Source organism: Leucobacter aridicollis, assembly GCF_024399335.1.
Classification (GTDB): domain Bacteria; phylum Actinomycetota; class Actinomycetes; order Actinomycetales; family Microbacteriaceae; genus Leucobacter; species Leucobacter aridicollis_A.
Map to the genome: position 1 here is coordinate 1082851 of NZ_CP075339.1, position 18736 is coordinate 1101586.

At 66.2% G+C, this 18736-nt stretch carries 15 protein-coding genes and 1 riboswitch; of the genes, 9 read left to right on the forward strand and 6 right to left on the reverse strand.

All coding sequences use genetic code 11. From position 1 onward, the window contains the following. Positions 1–35: 35 nt before the first annotated feature. The 5 genes from KI794_RS04820 to KI794_RS04840 form a co-directional block, all read right to left on the reverse strand. A complete protein-coding gene (locus KI794_RS04820) occupies positions 36–2084 on the reverse strand; it encodes an NADPH-dependent 2,4-dienoyl-CoA reductase (protein ID WP_255809335.1) in 2049 nt (682 codons plus the stop codon). Between the two features lie 85 nt (positions 2085–2169). Next, on the reverse strand, positions 2170–2724 hold the full coding sequence (locus tag KI794_RS04825; protein ID WP_255809336.1) for a hypothetical protein: 555 nt from the start codon (positions 2722–2724) through the stop codon (positions 2170–2172). Then, entirely contained in the window at positions 2669–3310 is a 642-nt protein-coding gene (locus KI794_RS04830; RefSeq protein WP_255809337.1) for a DUF4192 family protein, read from the reverse strand. The genes KI794_RS04825 and KI794_RS04830 overlap by 56 nt, the downstream gene beginning before the upstream one ends. Positions 3311–3465: 155 nt before the next feature. Further along, positions 3466–3933, reverse strand: a complete 468-nt coding sequence (gene sufU / locus KI794_RS04835; protein ID WP_119281551.1) for a Fe-S cluster assembly sulfur transfer protein SufU — start codon at positions 3931–3933, stop codon at positions 3466–3468. Continuing rightward, on the reverse strand, positions 3930–5246 hold the full coding sequence (locus tag KI794_RS04840) for an aminotransferase class V-fold PLP-dependent enzyme (RefSeq protein ID WP_255809338.1): 1317 nt from the start codon (positions 5244–5246) through the stop codon (positions 3930–3932). Before KI794_RS04840 ends, sufU begins: the two co-directional genes overlap by 4 nt. Before the next feature lie 246 nt (positions 5247–5492). On the opposite strand from KI794_RS04840, the gene KI794_RS04845 reads away from it, so the two are divergent. Beyond that, a complete protein-coding gene (locus KI794_RS04845) occupies positions 5493–6167 on the forward strand; it encodes a trimeric intracellular cation channel family protein (protein ID WP_255809339.1) in 675 nt (224 codons plus the stop codon). 97 nt (positions 6168–6264) lie between these two features. Here KI794_RS04845 and KI794_RS04850 read toward each other — a convergent pair whose 3' ends face one another. Further along, complete coding sequence (locus tag KI794_RS04850) at positions 6265–7494, reverse strand: MFS transporter (protein ID WP_255809340.1); 1230 nt, start codon at positions 7492–7494, stop codon at positions 6265–6267. A 92-nt stretch (positions 7495–7586) separates the two neighbouring features. Here KI794_RS04850 and rsmI point away from each other — a divergent pair, with 92 nt between their 5' ends. From rsmI to KI794_RS04890, 8 genes are all read left to right on the forward strand, one after another. Further along, positions 7587–8408, forward strand: coding sequence for a 16S rRNA (cytidine(1402)-2'-O)-methyltransferase (gene rsmI, locus KI794_RS04855; protein WP_119281547.1), 822 nt, complete (start codon positions 7587–7589; stop codon positions 8406–8408). Positions 8409–8896: 488 nt separating this feature from the next. After that, positions 8897–9841 carry an FKBP-type peptidyl-prolyl cis-trans isomerase gene (locus tag KI794_RS04860; protein ID WP_119281546.1) on the forward strand — a complete coding sequence of 315 codons (945 nt, stop codon included), beginning with the start codon at positions 8897–8899 and terminating at the stop codon, positions 9839–9841. Between the two features lie 70 nt (positions 9842–9911). Then, positions 9912–10991, forward strand: coding sequence for a 1-deoxy-D-xylulose-5-phosphate reductoisomerase (gene dxr / locus KI794_RS04865; RefSeq protein ID WP_255809341.1), 1080 nt, complete (start codon positions 9912–9914; stop codon positions 10989–10991). 51 nt (positions 10992–11042) lie between these two features. Then, positions 11043–11134: riboswitch (glycine riboswitch) on the forward strand. Positions 11135–11281: 147 nt separating this feature from the next. Next, positions 11282–14146, forward strand: a complete 2865-nt coding sequence (gene gcvP, locus KI794_RS04870) for an aminomethyl-transferring glycine dehydrogenase (RefSeq protein WP_255809342.1) — start codon at positions 11282–11284, stop codon at positions 14144–14146. A 2-nt stretch (positions 14147–14148) separates the two neighbouring features. Then, on the forward strand, positions 14149–15303 hold the full coding sequence (gene gcvT / locus KI794_RS04875; protein ID WP_255809343.1) for a glycine cleavage system aminomethyltransferase GcvT: 1155 nt from the start codon (positions 14149–14151) through the stop codon (positions 15301–15303). Positions 15304–15367: 64 nt separating this feature from the next. Further along, positions 15368–15748: a glycine cleavage system protein GcvH gene (gene gcvH, locus KI794_RS04880; RefSeq protein ID WP_119281542.1), complete on the forward strand. Its 381-nt coding sequence runs from the start codon at positions 15368–15370 to the stop codon at positions 15746–15748. A 41-nt stretch (positions 15749–15789) separates the two neighbouring features. Continuing rightward, positions 15790–17217 carry an L-serine ammonia-lyase gene (locus tag KI794_RS04885; protein ID WP_255809345.1) on the forward strand — a complete coding sequence of 476 codons (1428 nt, stop codon included), beginning with the start codon at positions 15790–15792 and terminating at the stop codon, positions 17215–17217. A gap of 52 nt (positions 17218–17269) precedes the next feature. Next, the gene (locus KI794_RS04890; RefSeq protein WP_119281540.1) at positions 17270–18736 is read left to right on the forward strand and encodes a M50 family metallopeptidase; all 1467 of its coding nucleotides are present in this window, start codon (positions 17270–17272) and stop codon (positions 18734–18736) included.

Sequence of the window (18736 nt, forward strand, 5' to 3'; positions counted from 1 at the left end):
ACGGGGTGCGCGCTCCACCGTCGGTATTGCCCGACCTATACCGCGGCCGCGAGCCTGGTGCCTTGGTCGATTGCCCGTTTCGCATCGAGTTCGCCTGCGACGTCGGCGCCCCCGATGACGTGTGTCGGTACGCCGAGAACGGTGAGTTCGTCGGCGAGACCCCGCCGGGACTCCTGACCGGCGCAGATCACGATCGAATCGACTTCGAGCACGCGGGCCTTACCCTCGACTGAGATGTGGAGACCGGCGTTGTCGATCCTTTCGTACTCCACTCCGGCAATCATCTGAACGCCGCGGCGAGTGAGCTCGGTCCTGTGGATCCAGCCGGTTGTCTTGCCGAGGTCTTTGCCGAGCTTTGAGTGCTTTCGCTGCAGCATGACGAGTTCGCGTTCGGGAGTGAAGCCGGCGGGCTCAGTGAGCCCGCCGGCTCGCTCGTAGGACGGATCGATTCCCCAGTGGTGGAAGAACTCGCCTGCGGTTGCGGGCTCGCCCCGCAGTCCCGGGGAGTCGGCAGGCTCGGTGAGGAATTGGGCAGTGTCGAATCCGATGCCACCGGCTCCGATCACGGCGACCCTGCGCCCGACTGCCGCGCCATCTCGGAGTACTTCAAGGTAGCCGACAACTGACGGATGCTCAATGCCAGGGATTGCGGGTACCCGAGGCGAGACGCCTGTCGCGACGATAACTTCGTCGAACCCCGCTGCCGCGATCGCAGCCGCTGTTGCCTGGCTGCCGAGCCGAACGTCGACGCCGGTTTCGCGGAGCCGTTCGGAGAAGTACCGCAGGGTCTCCCGAAACTCGCTTTTGCCCGGAACCTTCAGGGCGACGTTGAGCTGGCCGCCGATCCTGTCGGCCGCGTCATAGAGCGTGACAGCGTGACCTCGCTCGGCAGCCGTGACGGCGTATGCGAGCCCAGCAGGCCCAGCGCCGACAACGGCGAGCCGTTTGGGGCGACCTGTCGGAGCGATGATGAGCTCGGTTTCGTGGCCTGCGCGTGGATTCACCAGGCACGACGTGAGTTTGCCCGAGAACGTGTGGTCGAGGCATGCCTGATTGCATGCGATACATGTGTTGATGCGCTCCGGGGTGCCAGCCTTGGACTTCGAGACGAACTCGGGGTCAGCGAGGAACGGCCGGGCGAGCGATACCAGGTCTGCGTCGCCCGACGCGAGGACGTGTTCCGCGCTTTCGGGGGTATTGATGCGGTTCGTTGCGATGATTGGCACGGCGACCGAGCCATGGAGCTCGCGCGTCACCCATGAGTACGCCGCCCTAGGCACGGATGCGGCGATCGTGGGGATTCGCGCTTCGTGCCATCCGATCCCGGTGTTAATGATCGTGGCCCCGGCTCGTTCGACGCGTTGCGCGAGCTCGATCACTTCGGCGAGGGTTGAGCCCCCTGGCACCAGGTCGAGCATGGAGAGCCGATAGATGATGATGAAGTCCGACCCGACAGCTTCTCGCACGCGCCGCACGACTTCGGTGGGGAGCCTGAGCCTGCCCGCGAGGTCTCCACCCCAGCGGTCGTCGCGCATGTTCGTTGCTTTCGCGATGAACTCGTTGATGAGGTAGCCCTCAGACCCCATGATCTCGACGCCGTCGTAGCCGACTGACTGCGCAAGCTTTGCCGCGTGCGCAAAGTCAGCGATCGTGCGCTCGATGTCGTCGTCAGTGAGCTCACGAGGCGTGAGCGGGGAGATCGGTGCTCGAACCGCGCTCGGCGCGACGAGATCCTGCTGCGCACCATACCTGCCGGCATGCAGTAGTTGCAATGCGATCCTGCCACCGACCTCGTGCACTGCACCCGTGATGAGGCGGTGCGGCGCCGCGTCTGCCTCGCTCGCCATCGTCGCGCCCCCAGCAGTGAGCCTGCCCTCAGCGTTTGGAGAGACCCCTCCGGTCACGATGAGCGCTGCACCGCCTGCCGCGCGCTCCCGATAGAACGCCGCGAGGCGTGCGAACCCACCGGGCAGCTCCTCAAGACCGAGGTGCATGGAACCCATGATCGCCCGGTTGGGCAGCGTCACTGGTGTTCCTGGCAGGTCGAGCGGGCTGAACAGCGTCGGGTACGTCGTCGTTGACATGTGGTCCTTCCGGTTCGATGTCCACCGAATCTAGCCGGAGGCTCGTGCGAAGTCGAGCAGGGTGGCGCGACCCGACTACCGTGACTTAGTCGAGCCCCCGCGTCGTCAGCGTGAAGCTCCCACTGTGAATCACCTCGCCCGCAAGCTGCACAACGGCGTCGGCGGAGTCGAGTCTGAGCGCCTCGGCAACGTGCGCTGTAGCAACCGATTCGAGCCCGCGGAACCACCAGGCAAGCGCGCAAAGCGCGGTGAACGCGGCCCGCTCGCTGCGGGAGACGAGCGGCGCGATGAAGGCTAGCGTGTCCGAGGCTGCCACGAGCCTCGAGAGGGCGGCACGATCAGGGTCGCGAGCCGCGGCAGGATCGTGCGCGGTAGACGCGGCGGTGGCGAGGGAATCGAAACAGCACGTCCATCCGGCGTCGGTCGTCAGGTCGCTGACGAGCGACGCGCACTCCTCCAGCGTTCGCTTGCCAGGCGAGAACAAGACTTCGAGCCGATCGCGTAACCGTGCTGCCTGTCTGTCGCCGAGCGCGTGCCAGTCAGCTGCAGCCTTGAGCGTGTCGCCGAAGCTCGGGTGAGCACGTTTAGCCCGCTCGCGTTCGAGGGCCCCTGCGAAGGCGTCTCGCTCGGTGGGTCGCACGCGACGCTGCTGACCGAGTTCCGCGAGCGTCGGCAGGGGCGAGGCAGCACAGCTCTCGCGGGGAGATTCCAGCACGCTCGAGCTGCGCGTCGAGGCGTCCGGCGAAGCGCCGCCACGGAATCTCGCCGGCCTCCGAAAAACTCAGCGAGCTCGTAATAACGAACGCGGGCCGGTTCGTCCCGTGTTGACGCTCGGCGTGGGCGACCCATTCGATGAGCTCAGCGATGTACGCATCGACTGCTTTCGGGGACTCCCCGTCGGGCAGATCGACGCGCATTGCGCCATGAGCTCGCGACTCCGAGAACAGCACAACGAACAGGCTGTCGGGTGCAGTGAAGCCGACGAGGCGGGGGAGCGCTGCGAGAAAATCGGCGGTTGTCTCGCATCGAATGACTGTCGGGATCTGGGGATCGGACCTCGCCGCACCGCTTGGCGTCGAGCTTGGCGCCTTGGCTTCAGGGCGAACAGGATGTGACGCTGTCGATCCGGGCCCGGCGAGTCTCTCGTGCGCCGTTTCTGTGCCGCCCAGTGCGGCGAACGTGCGGTGAGGAAAGGCCTGTGGTGCGGAAGAATGTGGTGTGTGCATGTGTCGAGCATGCGGGGTGTGAGCGCGCGATCCGGAGCTATCCACAAGGGAAGCGGGAGCGCCGGCAGCGATCCTGATTGTGGACGGTGCTGCATCCGCCGCCCGCGGCAACTCGCACCCAGCGAGACATCGCTGGGTGCGAACCACCAGGTCAATTACTTCTTGGCGTCTACCTGCACTAGGTCAGCCTCGAGCGCGACCCACGCGAGCATCGCGCACTTGACACGCATCACAAACTTCGAGACGCCCTGCAGCGCGACAGCGTCACCGAGGAGATCCTCATCAGGTTCGCCCTCGATCTTGCCGTGGATCATCTCGCGAAACGCGGCGATCCGCTCACGCGCCTGAGCGCCGTCGAGCGTCTCGTCACGCACGATCTGCGACAGGATCGACGCCGACGCCATCGAGATGGAGCAGCCCTGGCCTTCCCAAGCGAGCGAGGTGATCTCGCCGCTGTCGGGATCCACCGCGATCGCCAGATCAATCTCGTCGCCGCAGCTCGGATTGAACTCGTGGTGGGTCGCCGTCAACGACCCCTCATCGGCGGCGAGCTCGCCCTTGCCGATGGGTCGCCGCGAATGATCCAGAATGACCTCTTGATACAGTCCGTCGAGAGCGCTCACGCGGACACCTCCAATCCAAAGTACTGCTGTGCGCCGCGAACGGCGTCAATAAACCGATCCACCTCGTCCTCGGTGGTCGTTGCGTGCACGCTTGCCCGCGTGGACGATGCCATGCCAAGCGCGCGATGCAGCGGCTGCGCGCAGTGGTGGCCGACGCGCACGAGCACACCCTGCTCGTCGAGGAACTGGCCGACATCGTGAGCATGCAAGCCCTCGACCGAGACAGCCGCGAGCGCGATGCGCCGCGACGTCTCAGCCGGGCCGAGCAGCCGCACGCCCGGAAGCCCCTGAACGCCGGCAACGAGCCGCTCAACAAGCTCGTGCTCACGCGCAGCGACCCGATCCATGCCAATCTCAGTGAGAAACTCGACTGCCGCGCCGAGTCCCACAACCTGCGAGACTGGCTGCGTACCAGCTTCGAACCGCAGCGGGGGCGGCATGAAGTCGGCGCCCTCCATCGTGACGCGAGTGATCGCAGAACCACCGGTGCGCGAGGCTGGGAGCGCTGCGAGCAACTCTGGCTTTCCATACAGCACGCCGATACCGTTCGGGCCGAGCATCTTATGGCCAGAGAACGCTGCGAAATCGACGCCGAGCTCGGCGAAGTTCACCGGAATATGCGGCACCGACTGGCACGCATCAACAACCGTGACCGCACCCACGGCGTGCGCGAGCTCGACAAGCTCAGCGACTGGCGCGACGAAGCCAGTCACGTTTGAGACGTGCGCAAACGCGAAAAACTTCGTCTTCTCGGTGAGGGCCTCGCGGGCATCGTCGAGGGTCCACGTGCCGTCTTCGCGCACAGGAATGTAGCGAAGCGTCGCGCCCGTCTTCTTCGCGAGACGCTGCCACGGGATCAGATTCGCGTGGTGTTCAGCCTCGGTGATGAGGATCTCGTCACCCGCCCCGAGCTCGTATCGCTCCGACCCGGCAACGCCGTTGCCCGAATTCGCCTCACCGATGCCGAGCGTCACCAGGTTCAACGCGTCGGTCGCGTTCTCGGCCCACACGATCTGCTCAGGAGTCGCCGCTCCGACAAAGCCCGCGACGAGCGCGCGGGCACCCTCGAATGCGCCAGTCGCCGCCCCGACGGCACCACTCGTGCCGCGGTGAACCGCGGCGTTCGAGTGCTCAAGGAAGCTTCGTTCGGCATCAAGCACAGCGAGCGGGCGTTGCGAGGTCGCTGCCGAATCGAGGTATGCGGGGGCGAGCTGTGCGGCGGCACCCGCCGCGGCCCGCTCGTCGATCGTCTTGAAGTATGGAAATGCGGCGCGCAGGCCTGCAACTTCACCGGGGGACAGAGACGCATGCATAGCTTCTATTCTTCCACTTTCGTGGTCGCCACGGCTGGCTAAGCCGGGCCTTAGCCTACGCTGCGAGCGAAGTGGCCGCAGCTCGCGGCGGTTGGCGGGCCGTGGGGCGTGCATGCCGGTCGTCGGGGCCAAACACACGGGGCGAAGTATTCGTCGGCGATGACCGGCGCCTCCGGCCCACCGCGCACCGCACGGCGTGCGGATGGCGGCGGGCGCCGCGGCGCATCCCCTAGGATCAAAAGCGTGATGGGCGATGTCATCTATGAGGCGCTGCAGCTCGCTGGGATCCTTGCATTCGCGCTGTCCGGCGCTCTCGTCGGCGTGCGGCGAAACCTCGATATTCTCGGGGTCGTCGTTGTTGGCGCGGCGACAGGCACGGGCGGCGGGATCCTGCGCGACATGCTCCTTGGCGTGCACCCTCCCGTATCGTTCCTGCACTGGCCAAACCTCGCGGTTGCTGTCGCCGGGTCGCTTGTGGTGTTCTTCGTCCACCCTGGGCTGACCCGAATCCGCTACTTTGAGGTCGTTTTCGACGCATTCGGTCTCGGTCTGTTCTCTGCGAACGGTGCTGCCCTTGCCTACGCGAGCGGGCAGACGTTTGTCACCGCGGTGCTCGTTGGCACGATAACCGCGATTGGCGGAGGCGTCATTCGCGACGTGCTCGTGAATACGGTCCCGGGCGTGCTGACCCGCGAGCTGTACGCCGTGTCAGCGCTCGCGGGGGGCGCGATCGCGGTGTCGATTGGAGCGTTCGGGGGAGGCGTGATCCTCGGTTCCCTTGCGGGCGGCACTGTTGCGATCGCACTGCGCCTCACCTCGGTTGCGCGCGGCTGGCACCTGCCGCGCCCCAAGTTCTCGCCCGAGCCGGCACGTGGCGCCACCGACTCGACCGAGCCGAGTCCGGGGGGCTCCGGCGCGTAGCACGGATCAGGATCGCGGGAGCTTCTCCGCGCGGGCCCAGTATGCCGACGTGTCGCACCGAGACGTACGGAGCATCTGCGGCAGCCGAGGCCAGGCGTTACAGGTCGCGGCCGCTGCCTGACGGCGTGAGTACCCAGTTCAGCGCGCCCGCGACGGTAATGAACACAGCGGCATAGAAGGGGAGCGCGAGTGCGGCAGGCACGCCGACATTCTCTGCGACGGCGCCACCCACTGCGGAGGAGAGCGACTGGCCGAGGATCACCCCTGACCCGAGCATCGTCATGACGGTGGCGCTTCTGCCCTCTGGGCTTCTCGCCGTTCCGAGGCTGTACAGGGTGACGAGGAGCGGGCCGATCCCGATGCCCGTGATTGCAAGACCAACAGCGATCTGCGTCGCAGACGAAGCTGTCGCGAGCAGCGCCTCACCGGCGAGCACGAACAGTGCGAACACGAGCCAGCGGTAGCGCAGCGTGAATTTCGGGGAGAAGAGTGAGACCGAGATCGCGAGGAGCGCAGAACCGATGCCCATGATTCCGTAGAACAGGCCGGCGGCCTCGGGCTGGCCCTGCGCCTGCATGAACGCGGTGAGAGCCGTGAGAGTGCTGCCGAACACCAGGCCGACGCCAGTAATGCCCGCGACGACGACGAGCAGTGACGGCCGAGCGAGCTCCGACGCGGGAGCGAGCGTCTCTGCGCGCTCGGCCGCCGACTTGGCCGGGGCGCTCGTGTGGTGCAGCGCGAACGCGATGATGAAGAGCAGCGTCAGCGCCGCAGCGGCGAGGATCGGGGTGCGCGGCCCAAAGAACGTCGCTAGCAGGCCGACGATGACAGGCCCGAAGACGAACACGACCTCGTCTGCAGCCGACTCGTACGCGAGTACCTGCGACATGATCTTCGGTCGACGTTCTGTCGGCAGGAAGTTCTGGATGATGAGCACGAGCCGAGAGCGAGACATCGGCGATGTTTGGGGGCTCGTCGCGCCGACCGCAAACGCGACGGCGAGCATCGCCCAGTCCGGGGAATCCGAGTACGCGATAAAGGCGAGCCCGACGAGCGCGGCGCTGTGAGTCGCAGCGGCGAGGAGGAGCGCGATTCGCTGGCCGTACCTGTCCGCTGCCGCTCCGATGAAGGGACCGACGATCGCCGAGCCGATGCCAACGATGGCAGATGAGAGGCCGCCGAGCTGCAGTGACCCGCGCGCTGACACGACGAGCGTGAGCACGCCGACGACCATCATCGCGAAGGGAAGACGAGCGACGAGCGCGAGGGGGAAGTAGACGACGCCTGTGCGCTCGAGCAGCGTGGGTGATGATTTCGAATCGTGCATAGCCGACCAAGCTTACCCGAGGGTAAGCGCGGGCGCACCTGTCGAAAACTCGGTGGCCGCCGCGCCGCGCTGCGAGCCCGTAGCATTGGGGCATGATCCTTCTCGCGGCGACCCCGATCGGCAATCTTGGAGACGCGTCGGTGCGACTGCGTGAGACGCTCGCACAGGCGACGGTGATCGCGGCCGAAGACACCAGGCATACAGCACAGTTGCTGCGGTTGCTCGAGATTGATGCCCGGCCAGAGCTTGTCGCGCTGCACGACCACAACGAGCACGACAGGGCGGCGACGCTCGTGGAACGGGCGAAGCACGAGGACATCGTGCTCGTCAGCGATGCGGGCATGCCGACAGTGTCTGACCCCGGCTTCCGTGTTGTTCAGCTTGCGGCCGAGGCGGGTGTGCAGGTGAGCGCGATCCCCGGACCGTCTGCGGTGATCACGGCGCTCGCCGTCTCGGGCCTCCCAACAGACAGGTTCGCGTTTGAGGGCTTCTTACCGCGCAAGGCTGGCGAGCGCGGGCGGCTGCTTCGAGACCTCGCGGGTGAACGACGCACGCTCGTGTTCTTCGAATCGCCCTCCCGCCTGGCGACGTCACTCGCCGACCTTGCAGACGCGTTCGGAGCGGATCGCCCTGCCGCGGTGTGCCGCGAACTCACCAAGATGTACGAGGAAGTGAAGCGTGGTGGGCTCGCTGAACTCACCCAGTGGGCGCAGGCGGGTGTGCGTGGGGAGATCGTTGTCGTTGTCGGCGGAGCGACCGCTGCAGCAACCTCGCCAGAGGATGCGCTCGCCGAGGTGCTTGAGCGCGTCGCCGCGGGGGACCGGCTGAAAGACGTTACGCGGGAGGTCGCCGAGGCCTCGGGGCTTTCGAGCAAGGAGCTCTACGCAGCTGCGCTCGCCGCCAAGCGCGGCTAGCGGCCCGGCCGTATTCCCAGCCTGCCCGCCTCACTCCCGGCCTCCCGGCCTCGGGGTGCACTCCCTGCCACAGGCCCCGTGCTCCCAGCCTCCGGCAGTGTTCCCGGCCTCCCGGCCTCCGGCCTCCCGGCCTCCGGCCTCCGGCAGTAGCCATGGGATCTGCAGTTCGTATGCCTGGAACCAATGGTGGTGGCATATCTGCTGCAGATTGCATGTCCTTGGGCGGCAGCCAGGCCGGCTCCGGCGTGCTCCCGGCCTCGGGGTGCACTGCCTGCCACAGGTCCCGTGCTCCCAACCTCCGGCAGTAGCCATGGGATCTGCAGTTCGTATGCCTGGAACCAATGGTGGTGGCATATCTGCTGCAGATTGCATGTCCTTGGGCGGCAGCCAGGCCGGCTCCGGCGTGCTCACAGCTAGAAACCGGCGCGATAGCGCACACTTGAAGTACATTTGACCCGTCTGATCCCATCGACGAGAACAGGATCCCCGTGAAACTCTCCCGCCTTTTTATTCCGACAGCCATTGTCGGCGCGCTGCTGCTTTCGGGCTGTACGACAGGTAGCGACACTGTCATCGCCAAGGACGCGAGCGGCGAGTCCTGCGCGCCAGCCGGTGCAGCGAGCAAGTCTGTCAAGGTGACTGGCGACGTCGGTGGTGAAATCAAACTCACCTCGAAGACCCCGATCGAGGCCGGCGACAAGATCGAGCGCACCGTGCTCAAGAACGGTGAGTCGAAGCCGTTTGCGGAGGGCCAGGTTGCGACGGGCAACTACACGATCTTCAACGGCAAGACCGGTGAAGTCATCAACGTCGCTCCCGACATGAAGTTCCCGAACGATGCCGACCAGTTCGCTGACGCGCAGTGGGCATACGAAGCCGTGCGTTGCGGTTCCGTCGGACAGCGCACAGTCATCGTGTCCTCGGTTGCTGACGCGCTCGGCGATGTGGATCCCGCAGAGCGGGGCTTCACCGGTCTGGAGAAGACCGACGCTTTCGTGTTCGTGTTCGACTTCACCGAGGCCGCAGAGGTCTGTGACGACCCGAAGCCGCGCGATGAGAAGTATCCCGAGGTCGACCTGGGCGACGGCAAGTCAGAGCCGACAATCACGATCCCGACGTGTATGGAAGCGCCCGCTGAACTTGAGCTGAAGGTGCTTGAGGAGGGCGACGGACCTGTCGTCGCTGACAACGAGAAGATCATGACGAACTACGTCGGCGTTGACTGGAACGGCGCTGAGCGTTTCGACGGGAACTGGAGTGAGACGGGCATTGAGTTCTCGACTGCGGAGGGCGCGCTCGTTGAGGGCTTCCGCCAGGCGATGATCGGCCAGAAGGTCGGATCCACTATCCTCGTCACGATGCCCTCCGAGATGGGGTACAACGACGGCATGACCCGCACCTTCGTGCTGCAGCTCGTTTCGAAGGTCGAGTAACACCTCGGATCGGCCCCGCTCGCGGGACGTCGGTCACACCGAACAGCGCGCCTCAGGCAGAATAGTCTGCATGAGGCGCGTTGTGATTTTGGGGTCCACTGGTTCGATTGGCGAGCAAGCACTCGACGTGATCAGGCGCCACCCAGACAGGTTTGAGGTTGTCGCTCTTGGTACTGGGCGCAACGCCGAGCGGCTCGCCGCGCAGGCGGCAGAGTTCGGTGTCGAGCACACGGGGCTTGGCGTCGACGCTGCAGTACAGCTTGCGCGTGACGTCGACGCCGATGTCGTGCTGAACGGCATCACCGGCTCGGTGGGTCTCGCCCCGACACTTGCGGCGATTGAGGCTGGGCGCACGCTCGCCCTCGCTAACAAGGAGTCCCTCATTGTCGGCGGCGATCTCGTGAAGCGGCTCGCCAAGCCTGGCCAGATCGTGCCCGTGGACTCCGAGCATTCTGCGATTGCGCAGGCCCTCCGCTCAGGCACCCATGACGAGGTGCGTAGGCTCGTGCTCACCGCCTCAGGCGGGCCGTTCCGCGGGCGCACCCGTGACGAGCTGCACGACGTCACGCCGCAGCAGGCGCTCGCACACCCGACGTGGGATATGGGCAGGGTCATTACGACGAACTCGGCGACGCTCGTGAACAAGGGTCTCGAGGTCATCGAGGCCCACCTGCTGTTCGACGTACCCTACGAGCACATCGACATCGTCGTGCACCCGCAGTCGATCGTGCACTCGATGGTTGAGTTCATTGACGGGTCGACGATTGCGCAGGCGTCGCCGCCCGACATGCGCCTGCCGATCGCTCTCGGTCTCGCGTGGCCAGAGCGGCTGTCAAACATCGGGGTTCCCCTCGACTGGACGAAGGCGGCGACCTGGGAGTTCGAGCCCGTCGACAACGGGGCGTTCCCGGCGCTGAACCTCGCGAAGCAGGTCGGCTCGGCGAAGGGCACCTTCCCCGCCGTGTTCAACGCGGCCAACGAGGAGGCGGTCGACGCGTTCCACGACGGCAAGATCACGTTCACTGGAATCGTTGACGCCGTGCGCGAGGTCGTCGATCGGCACGATGCGCCGGGCGAATTGACGCTCGAGACTCTTGCTGAGGCCGAGCGCTGGGCGCGGGCGGAGGCCCACAGGGTGTTCGCGGCGTAGCCTGAGCTCTGGCAGCAGGGTAGACTCTGCCGTAACAACTGAATACGCCGTTGAAGCATTGCGGGAGAGACCGGGTGAGCCCCGGCGCCGTAGGAGCAAACCCTCCCTGGGAAACTCTCAGGCCCCTGTACCGCAACGCCTAGGCAACTCTGAAAAGCAGCGGGTTTCCCGCTCACCGAAGGTGCAAGGGTGCAGTGGTGGTTTCACTCGCTCGAATCTCTCAGGTCACAGTACAGAGCGGGGAGGATCTTTACGTTGGTCGCGCGCGACCCCGATATTGGAGATCCTCTGTGACATCACCAGCACTGTCCGTACCCTTCGCGAACCGCCACATCGGCGTCGCGTCAGACGCCGATCAGCGGGTCATGCTCGACGCGCTCGGGTTTACGAGCCGCGCGGCCCTCGTCGACGCGGCCGTTCCCGCCGCGATCCGCAGCGCGCGCCCGCTCGAACTGCCCGACGCGCTGAGCGAGGAAGAGATCCTCGCCGAGCTTCGCGGCCTCGCATCGCAGAACGTCGTGAAGACGCAGCTCATCGGGCAGGGGTTCTACGGGACTCACACGCCGCCGGTGATTCGCCGCAACGTGCTCGAGAGCCCCTCGTGGTACACGGCATACACGCCCTACCAGCCCGAAATTTCGCAGGGCCGGCTTGAGGCGCTCCTGAACTTTCAGACAATGGTGTCTGACCTGACAGGCCTGCCGGTCGCGAACGCGTCAATGCTCGACGAGGCGTCGTCGGCGGCCGAGGCTGTGCTGCTCATGCGCCGCGCGAACAAGGCGAAGGCAGACGCGAAGACCGTCGTTGACCAGAACCTTTTCCCCCAGACGATCGCCGTCATCCAGGGCCGCGCGGAGGCGCTCGGCTTCGAGGTCGAGGTCGCGGATCTCTCGCAGGGTCTGCCCGACGGCGAGATCTCGGGCATCGTGCTGCAGCAGCCGGGTAACGACGGCGCGGTTGTGGACCACGCAGCGGTGATCAAAGAGGCAAAGGATCGCGGCGCGATGGTCACCGTCGCAGCCGACCTCCTCGCGCTCACGCTCATCACCTCACCCGGCGAGCAGGGCGCCGACATCGCGGTCGGCAACACGCAGCGCTTCGGCGTGCCGCTGTTCTTCGGTGGCCCGCACGCCGCGTTCCTCGCGGTGCGCGAGGGCCTCGAGCGCTCGCTCCCGGGTCGCCTCGTCGGCGTCTCGAAGGATCAGGAGGGTCGCACAGCCTACCGCCTGGCGCTGCAGACCCGTGAGCAGCACATCCGTCGTGAGAAGGCCACGAGCAACATCTGCACCGCGCAGGCGCTCCTCGCGATCACCGCGTCGATGTACGCCGTGTACCACGGCCCAGATGGGCTCAAGCGGATCGCCGAGCGCACGCACGCGCACGCCCGAACGCTCGCCGCGGCCCTCACCGGCGTCGGCGTCGAGCTCACGCGCGACTCCTTCTTCGACACGCTGTGGGCGCGGGTTCCCGGCGTCGCGTCGAAGATCGTCGCCGTCGCTGCAGACGCGGGGCTGAACCTCCGTCTCGTCGACGAGGACACCGTCGGCATCTCGCTCGACGAGACCACGACGGCCCACACCGTCGCGGCGGTCGCCGAGGTCTTCGGCGCGACGGCCCCTGAGGCTGTCGCCGCTGGGGAGTACGCCTTCGCTGCGGAGCTCACCCGCACGAGCGAGTACCTGACACACCCGATCTTCCACGAGGTTCGGTCGGAAACGCAGATGCTGCGCTACCTCCGCCGCCTCGCTGACCGCGATCTCGCGCTCGATCGCACAATGATTCCGCTCGGCTCGTGCACGATGAAGCTCAACTCGACCGCCGAGATGGAATCGATTTCGTGGCCCGAGTTCGCCGGGATCCACCCGTATGTTCCAGCCGATCAGAGCGTCGGCTGGCGCGAGCTCATCGGCCGCCTCGAAAGCTGGCTGCTTGAGATCACCGGCTACGCGGGAATCTCGCTGCAGCCGAACGCCGGCTCGCAGGGCGAGTACGCTGGTCTCCTCGCGATTCGTAGCTACCACCTCGCGAACGGCGACGACGGCCGCGACATCTGCCTCATCCCCGAGTCCGCCCATGGCACCAACGCCGCGTCGGCTGTGCTCGCAGGCATGCGTGTCGTGATCGTGAAGAACACGCCGACCGGCGCGATCGACCTCGACGACCTCGACGCGAAAATCGAGCAGCACGCCGCGGCGCTCTCGGCAATCATGATCACCTACCCCTCGACGTACGGCGTGTACGACGCCGACGTGCGCGACGTCTGCGATCGCGTGCACGCGGCGGGCGGCCAGGTGTACATCGACGGCGCGAACATGAACGCGCTCGTCGGGCTTGGCAAGCCGGGCGAGTTCGGCGGCGACGTCTCGCACCTGAACCTGCACAAGACGTTCGCAATCCCGCACGGTGGCGGTGGTCCGGGAGTCGGCCCGGTCGCCGTCGCTGAGCACCTGAAGCCGTTCCTGCCGGGCAACCCGGCGAGGGGCGCTGGCTCAGCAGGGATCCAGACAACCGACGGCATCCCCGTCGCGGCGACGCTCTTCGGCTCCGCCGGCGTCCTGCCAATCTCGTTCGCGTACGTCGCGATGATGGGCAGTGAGGGGCTCACGCGCGCGACCGAGACTGCGCTGCTCTCGGCAAACTACATCGCCGCGCGCCTCCGCGAGCACTTCCCTGTGCTCTTCACCGGCGAGACCGGCCTTGTCGCGCACGAGTGCATTCTTGACCTGCGCGAGCTCACCGCGAAGTCGGGCGTCACGGCCGAGGACGTGGCGAAGCGTCTTATCGACTTCGGCTTCCACGCGCCGACGCTCGCGTTCCCGGTTCCGGGGACCCTCATGGTCGAGCCGACAGAGTCGGAGGATCTCGGAGAGATCGAGCGGTTCATTGAGGCGATGATCCAGATCCGCGCCGAGATCGACGAGGTCGTCGCTGGCACCTACGCGATCGAGGCATCGCCGCTGCGCGGAGCGCCGCACCCCGCCGCGGTCGTCGTCTCTGACAGCTGGGACCGGGCGTACAGCCGTGAGCAGGCAGCGTTCCCGAGCGAACGTCTGCGCGTCGACAAGTACTTCCCGCCGGTCTCGCGCATTGACGGCGCGTTCGGTGACCGCAACCTAGTCTGCTCCTGCCCGCCCATCGACGCCTACGAGGACTAATCATGACTGAGCACACGACTGAGCAGCCGAAGCGCACGTCGCTGCACGCCGAGCACGAGAAACTCGGCGCATCGTTCACCGACTTCGGCGGCTGGGACATGCCGCTGAAGTACGGCAGCGAGCTCGCGGAGCACCGCGCCGTTCGCGAGACCGCAGGCCTGTTCGACCTATCGCACATGGGGGAGGTGTGGGTGTCGGGTGATGACGCCGCCGCCTTCCTGAACACCGCACTCGTGGGAAACTTCGCGGTGACCCCCGTTGGCAAGGCGAAGTACTCGCTCATCGTGAACGCCGATGGTGGCATCGTCGACGACCTCATCGTCTACCGCATCGCTGAGACGCGCTACCTCGTCGTGCCGAACGCTGGCAACGCCCCCACTGTCGCGCGCCTCTTGACCGAGCGCGCCGAGGGCTTCGCGGTGGAGGTCACTGACGCGTCAGCCGACACCGCGCTCATCGCCGTGCAGGGGCCGCACTCCGAGGAGATCGTGCGCGCCGTTGTCGCGAACGACGAGCAGCGGGCTGCTGCCACCGAGCTCGCGTACTACGCCTGGACCGCCGTCTCGATCGCTGGCATGGACGTGCTGCTTGCGCGCACAGGCTACACGGGCGAGGATGGGTTCGAACTCTACATCCCGGCCGAGCGTGCCCCCGAGCTGTGGCAGCTGCTGCTCACCGCAGGCGAGGGCCACGGGCTGACGCCGTGCGGCCTCGCCTCGCGCGACTCGCTCCGCCTCGAGGCGGGCATGCCGCTCTACGGCAACGAGCTCAACGTCGACACGACGCCGTTCGAGGCGAACCTCGGCGGCGTCGTCTCGTTCAAGAAGACCGAGAACTTCGTGGGTCGCGCCGCGCTTGAAGCAGCAAAGGAAGCTGGGTCGCGCCGCGTGCTCGTCGGGCTCAAGGGACTCGGACGTCGCGCAGGTCGCGGCGGCTACGCGGTGTACTCCCCGCCGTCCGAGGTTACTGACGAGGCGCCCCGCGAGATCGGCGTGATCACAAGCGGCCAGCCCAGTCCGACCCTTGGTTACCCGATCGCCCTCGCGAAGCTCGATGCGGGCTTCGCCGAGCCCGGCACGACAGTCGAGGTCGACCTGCGGGGCAAGCGCGAGCCGTTCGAAGTCGTCCCCCTCCCGTTCTACAAGCGCGGCGCGTAGCCTCGGGGCCACACCGCCCACTGCACACCCCCACAGCACCCCACAGAAAGAAAACGAGAAACCCATGAGCCAGGTACACGCAGGATTCCGCTACTCCGAAGAGCACGAGTGGATCGACGATCAGAGCCCCGCAACCGTTGGTGTCAGCCAGGTCGCGGCAGACGCCCTCGGCGACGTTGTCTACATCGAGCTGCCCGAGGCTGGCACGCAGCTCACCGCAGGCGAGGTCTGCGGTGAAATCGAGTCGACGAAGTCGGTTTCTGACCTCTACAGCCCCGTCACTGGCGAGGTCGTAGAGGTCAACGACGCTGTCGTCGCCGACCCCGCGCTCGTGAACAGCGACCCATACGGTGCGGCGTGGCTGTTCCGCGTCGCAGTCACATCTGAGGGCCCGCTGCTCTCGGCTGAGGAGTACGCCGCCGCGAACGACGCAACCGTCGCGTAACGCGCCCTCACCAACCCACACCCCGAAAGGCAGGCCGCAGCGTGGCGATCAGCGTATTCGATCTCTTTACCGTCGGGATCGGGCCATCGAGCTCTCATACCGTCGGGCCGATGCGCGCCGGTCACGCGTTTGTTGCTGGTATCGCAGCGCGCGGCAAGCTTGCCGGGGTGGCCGGGCTGCGGGTGGACCTCTTCGGTTCGCTCGCAGCTACCGGCCACGGGCACGGCACCTTCACCGCAGTGCTGCTCGGGCTTGAGGGATTCGACCCCGAGACTGTGCTGCCGAGCGAGGTCGAGGCCGCGCTCGCCCGCATTGAGGAGACGGGAGAGCTGCGGGTCGGCGCCGAGCTCGGAGCCGCGGCGAACGGCGCCGAGCCGGCGATCGTGCAGTTCGGCGTCGCCGACATTGTGCTTCGCCCGCTGACGGTGCTTGAGACCCACACGAACGGCATGCGGTTCGCGGCGCTCGACGCCGCGGGCGAGGTGCTCGACGAGCAGACCTACTACTCGGTCGGCGGCGGCTTCATCGTGCGCGACGGGGCCGAGGAGAAGATCCTCGACCGCCTCGCAGAGCAGCTCGCCGAGCAGCCTTACCCCTTCACCACGGCGGCTGAGCTGCTCGTGCACAGCGAATCAAACGGGCTGAGCATCGCTGAAGTGATGTTCGCGAACGAACTCGTCAGCCGAGACGAGGAGAGCATTTGCAGCGGCCTCGCCCACATCTGGGACGTGATGGAGGGGTGCAAGAACTCAGCCCTCACCCGCACCGGCGTGCTGCCCGGCGGGCTGAACGTACGCAGGCGAGCGCCTGAGTGGCACCGGAAGCTGAGCGAGCAGGATCCTGACCGCGACCCCGTGTTCTGGCAGGAATGGATCAACCTCGTCGCCCTCGCTGTGAACGAGGAGAACGCGTCTGGTGGTCGCGTCGTCACCGCGCCAACGAACGGTGCGGCGGGGATCATTCCTGCGGTGCTGTTCTACGCGACCCATTACGCGCCAGGCGCCGCGACATGGAGCCCGGACGAGAAGCAGCGCGTCGTCGTCGATTTCCTGCTCGCCGCGGCAGCAATTGGTGTGCTGTTCAAAGAGCAGGCGTCGATCTCTGGTGCAGAGGTGGGGTGCCAGGGCGAGGTCGGTTCTGCCTCCTCCATGGCGGCAGCTGGCCTCGCGCAGATCCTTGGGGGTACGCCGCAGCAGGTCGAGAACGCCGCAGAGATTGCGATGGAGCACAACCTCGGGCTGACGTGCGACCCGATCGGCGGGCTCGTGCAGATCCCGTGCATCGAGCGCAACGCGATCGCGGCATCGAAGGCGATCAACGCGGCGAAGATGGCGCTCATGGGTGACGGAGAACACCACGTCACGCTCGACGAGGTCATCATCACGATGCGCGAGACAGGCAAAGACATGAGCGACAAGTACAAGGAGACCGCGCGCGGCGGGCTTGCTGTGAACGTCATCGAGTGCTGAGAACTCGCCCCGCTGAGGGGCTAAACACAGCCGCCGCGGGTACGCTAAACCGGTGACTACCGTTCTGCTCTATGCCCTCGGGATCCTGATCGTCGTGCTGCTGCTCGGCATATCGATCGCGCTGCACGAAATCGGGCACCTGCTCCCCGCCAAGCTCTTTGGCGTGAAGGTGACGCAGTACATGATCGGCTTCGGGCGCACAATCTGGTCGCGCAAGAAAGGCGAGACTGAGTACGGCGTGAAGGTGCTCCCGTTCGGGGGTTACGTCGCGATGATTGGCATGTATCCGCCATCGAAGCCGGGGGAAGCGCCGCGCGAGGCGACGACGGGGTTTCTGAACTCGGTCGTCGAAGACGCGCCAGTGAAGGTCGGCAAGAAGCACGGCGAGACGATCGTCGATGAGATCACGCGGGTCGGCGACGCCGAGACTGCCACTGGCGGCCCCGACGAGGCCGAGTACCGTCGCGGGCTTGCGGGCTGGGTTGACGAAGCACGCGATGCGAGCGCGGAGACGATCGGCGAGGGTGAGGATCACCGGTCGTTCTACAGGCTCCCAGTCTGGAAGAAGATCATCGTGATGGCGGGCGGGCCGTTCATGAACTTGTTGCTCGCGTTTCTGTTCTTCGGCATCGTGATCTCGGGCTTCGGCGTCGCCCAATCGAGCACGACGCTCGCGCACGTGAGCGAGTGCCTCGTACCGGCGGGCAGCACGCAGACGAGTTGCGGCACTGACGATCCGGCGGCCCCAGCTGCGGCGGCCGGGCTGAAGCCCGGAGACAAGCTTGTTGCAGTCAACGGGCAGCAGATTGAAGACTGGGAGCAGTTCCGGTCAATCGTGGCTTCGTCGCCAGGGGAGACGTTGCAGGTCGAGATCGAGCGCAACGGCACGACCGAGACAGTCGGGCTCACACCAGAGGCGAATGAGCGGATTCTCGCCGACGAGAACGGCAAAGCGGTGTTGAACGCCGACGGAACACCGAAGACCGAGAGCGTCGGCATGATCGGGGCGTCGCCGGGCACCGAAGTGGTGCAGCAGCCGATCACCGAGATCCCAGCTTTTGTCGGCGAAAACGTCAAGAACGTTGCCGGGGTTATCTTGAGCCTGCCGGCGCGGCTCGTCGACGTCTGGCAGGCCGCGTTCGGCGCGGAGGAGCGCGATCCCAACGGGCCGATGGGTGTCGTCGGGATTGGCAGGCTCGCCGGTGAAGTGGTGAGCATGGACGAGGTGCCGTTCTCCGCTCGTGCCCAGTTCATCTTCAGCCTCGCAGGCTCGCTCAACGTCGCACTGTTCGTCTTCAACCTCGTACCACTCATGCCGCTCGACGGCGGTCACATCGCCGGCGCGATCTATGAGGCGATCAAGCGCGGGTGGGCGAGGCTGCGGGGGAAGCCCGATCCTGGCCCGGTCGACACTGCAAAGATGGTCCCCGTCACATTCGTTGTCGTGATTGCGCTCGGAGCAATGAGCCTGCTGCTCATGTACGCGGATATCGTGAAGCCTGTCGCACTATTCGGCTAA